This is a genomic window from Pseudomonas protegens (genome assembly GCF_003732485.1).
GTDB lineage: Bacteria > Pseudomonadota > Gammaproteobacteria > Pseudomonadales > Pseudomonadaceae > Aquipseudomonas > Aquipseudomonas protegens_B.
Map to the genome: position 1 here is coordinate 22,459 of NZ_MOAK01000033.1, position 2,684 is coordinate 25,142.

The following is a 2,684-nucleotide window of genomic DNA, read 5'->3' on the forward strand; positions in this document are numbered from 1 at the left end:
CACCGCGGCGGCGATGCCGGTCATGTCGGTGGGCATCAGCACCTGCTCGATGCCGGTGGCGCCAAAGGCCGCCAGCAGGCGCTGGATCACCGAGACCTTGTCGGTGCTGGAGAACAGCCCGGCATTGGCGGTGAGGCGACGCACATCACGGCCCGAGGCCGGGTTGGCGATGATGCCGACGGTCAGGGGGCGGCGGTTCATGAGCTCACCGCGGGCGGAGCACAGGCAGGAGAAAACATCGGGCACCTCGTTCTTATTCTTCGATGGGCCAGTCGACGCTGGTTGAACAGAGCCAGAGCAAGGCCGGTGCCAGTTGTCGGAAAACCTCTGCAAAAGGCCGTTCCAGAGCGGCTGACAGGCTTGCTGCGACGCGTTGAAGCCAGCTGCCCGTGAGACGTCGCATGTCAGGCTGCACGGGGCCTTGGCGAGACCTTGAGACGTTGCGTCTCACTGCCGTCCCGGCGGCGTTCGGTGCTTGTCGAGGGCGGCGGATCGGCGCTTAATGCGCCGACAACGATAAGAAGCTGCAACCGGAGGCCTTCATGCTTTCCGCACATTCAAAAGCCCATGTGGACTGCGTCAGCCGAGTGCTGAAAAACGCCGCGCACCTGCCCCAGGCACCGGTGCCGAGCCTGATCCTCGATTCATGGCGGCGCTCCATGGAGCAGCACCAACTGGACCCCGGTTCGCTGCAGGGGCCGCGCATCCTTTCCGAGAACGTGCTCAAGGAATGCCGCGAGCGCTCCGAGCTGTTCCTGCGTATCGCCAGCGAAGAAGTGGCGCGCCTGCATGGCCGGGTGCGCGACGCCGACTACTGCGTGCTGCTCACCGACGCCCAGGGCCAGACCATCGATTACCGGGTGGAATCCACCCTGCGCAACGACTGCCGCAAGGCCGGCCTGTACCTGGGCACCTGCTGGTCCGAAGGCGAGGAAGGCACCTGCGGCGTGGCGGCGGTGCTCACCGCGCGCACGCCGATCACCGTGCACAAGCGCGACCACTTTCGCGCCGCGTTCATCGGCCTGACCTGCTCCGCCGCGCCGGTGTTCGATCCCCAGGGCGAGCTGCTGGGGGTGCTGGATGTGTCGGCGGTGCGCTCCCCGGACGACCGCCGATCCCAGCACCTGATCCGGCAGATGGTGGTGCAGAGCGCGCGGGAGATCGAACAGGCGTTCTTCATGAACAGCGCCCAGGGCTACTGGGTGCTGCGGGCCCATGCCAGCCCGGGCTATGTCGACAGCCAGCCGGATTACCTGCTGGCCTGGGACGACGACGGTTGCCTGCGGGCCCTGAACCCGGCGGCGCGCCATTACCTGCTGCGCCGCTATGGCTGCTTGCCGCAGCACATCGCCCAGGTGTTCGACCCGCAGCTGTTGCAGCGCGCCCGCGACGAAGCCCTGTGCCCCCTTTCCGACAACCTCCACGGCCGCTTGCAGGCACCGCGCCGGCCCCAGAGTCGCCCGCGCCTGAGCCTGGCCGGCGAACCGCTGGACCCGCGGGTGGAACAGAGCCTGCGCTTGGCGGTGCGGGTCAAGGACCGGCATTTGCCGGTACTGATCCAGGGCGAGACCGGTTCCGGCAAGGAGGTCTTCGCCCGCCAACTGCACCAGGCCAGCCAGCGTCGGGACCGGCCCTTTGTCGCGGTAAACTGCGCGGCGATCCCGGAAAGCCTGATCGAGAGCGAGCTGTTCGGTTACGTCGCCGGGGCCTTTACCGGCGCTTCGAACAAGGGCATGCAGGGCCTGCTGCAACAGGCCGATGGCGGCACCCTGTTCCTCGATGAAATCGGCGACATGCCCCTGGCCTTGCAGACCCGCTTGCTGCGGGTGCTGGCCGAGGGTGAAGTGGCGCCACTGGGGGCCTCGCGGCGCCAGTCAGTGGATATTCAGGTGATCTGCGCCACCCACCGCGACCTGGAAGCGCTGGTGGCTGAAGGCGGCTTTCGCGAGGACCTGTATTTTCGCCTGGGGGGTGCGCGTTTTCAGCTGCCGCCGCTGCGCGAGCGCAGCGACCGGCTGGCGCTGATCACCCGGATTGTCGCAGAGGAATCCAAGCGCTGCGGTGCGCCGGTGCAACTGGGCAATGCGGCGCTGGAATGCCTGCTGGGCTACCGCTGGCCGGGCAACGTGCGGCAATTGCGCCATGTGCTGCGCTACGCCTGCGCCGTGTGCGAAGGGCCGCTGATCCAACTGCATGATTTGCCCGAACAACTGCGCGGCGCCGAGGCCGAAGGCGCCCTGCCCGCCCTGGAAACCGCCACCAGCCCCGAGCGCCAGGCCCTGCTGGACGCCCTGGTACGCCACCGCTGGAAACCCGTGGCGGCAGCCAAGGCCCTGGGCATTTCCCGCGCCACCCTCTATCGCCGCGTACAGCAGCACGGCATCCAGATGCCCGGCCGCAGCAACCGACCGTAGGAGCCGGCTTGCCGGCGAACAGGCCCTTGGATGAGGCGGTGATCTTGCGGACGCCTTCGCTGGCAAGCCAGCTCCTACAAGGGACTGCGTGATGGGACGAACCCCGTAGGAGCCGGCTTGCCGGCGAACAGGCCCTCGGATGGGGCGGTGATCTTGCGGGCGCCTTCGCTGGCAAGCCAGCTCCTACAACGGACTGCGTGATGGGACGAAATCCGTAGGAGCCGGCTTGCCGGCGAACAGGCCCTCGGATGGGGCGGTGATCTTGCGGGC

The 2,684-nt window shown here is 67.8% G+C and carries 1 protein-coding gene and 1 pseudogene; one reads left to right on the top strand and one right to left on the bottom strand.

Translation table 11 applies throughout. The features are described 5' to 3' along the window. Positions 1-201, bottom strand: a pseudogene (locus BLX41_RS34530) (ATP-NAD kinase); the annotation flags it as partial. Between the two features lie 341 nt (positions 202-542). Here BLX41_RS34530 and BLX41_RS05395 point away from each other — a divergent pair. Then, positions 543-2,414, top strand: coding sequence for a sigma-54-dependent Fis family transcriptional regulator (locus BLX41_RS05395; RefSeq protein ID WP_123724064.1), 1,872 nt, complete (start codon positions 543-545; stop codon positions 2,412-2,414). Positions 2,415-2,684 lie beyond the last annotated feature (270 nt).

Bases quoted from the DNA above. Each gene is read 5' to 3' on its own strand.
- BLX41_RS05395 (WP_123724064.1), top strand. From the start codon at position 543: ATGCTTTCCGCACATTCAAAAGCCCATGTGGACTGCGTCAGCCGAGTG.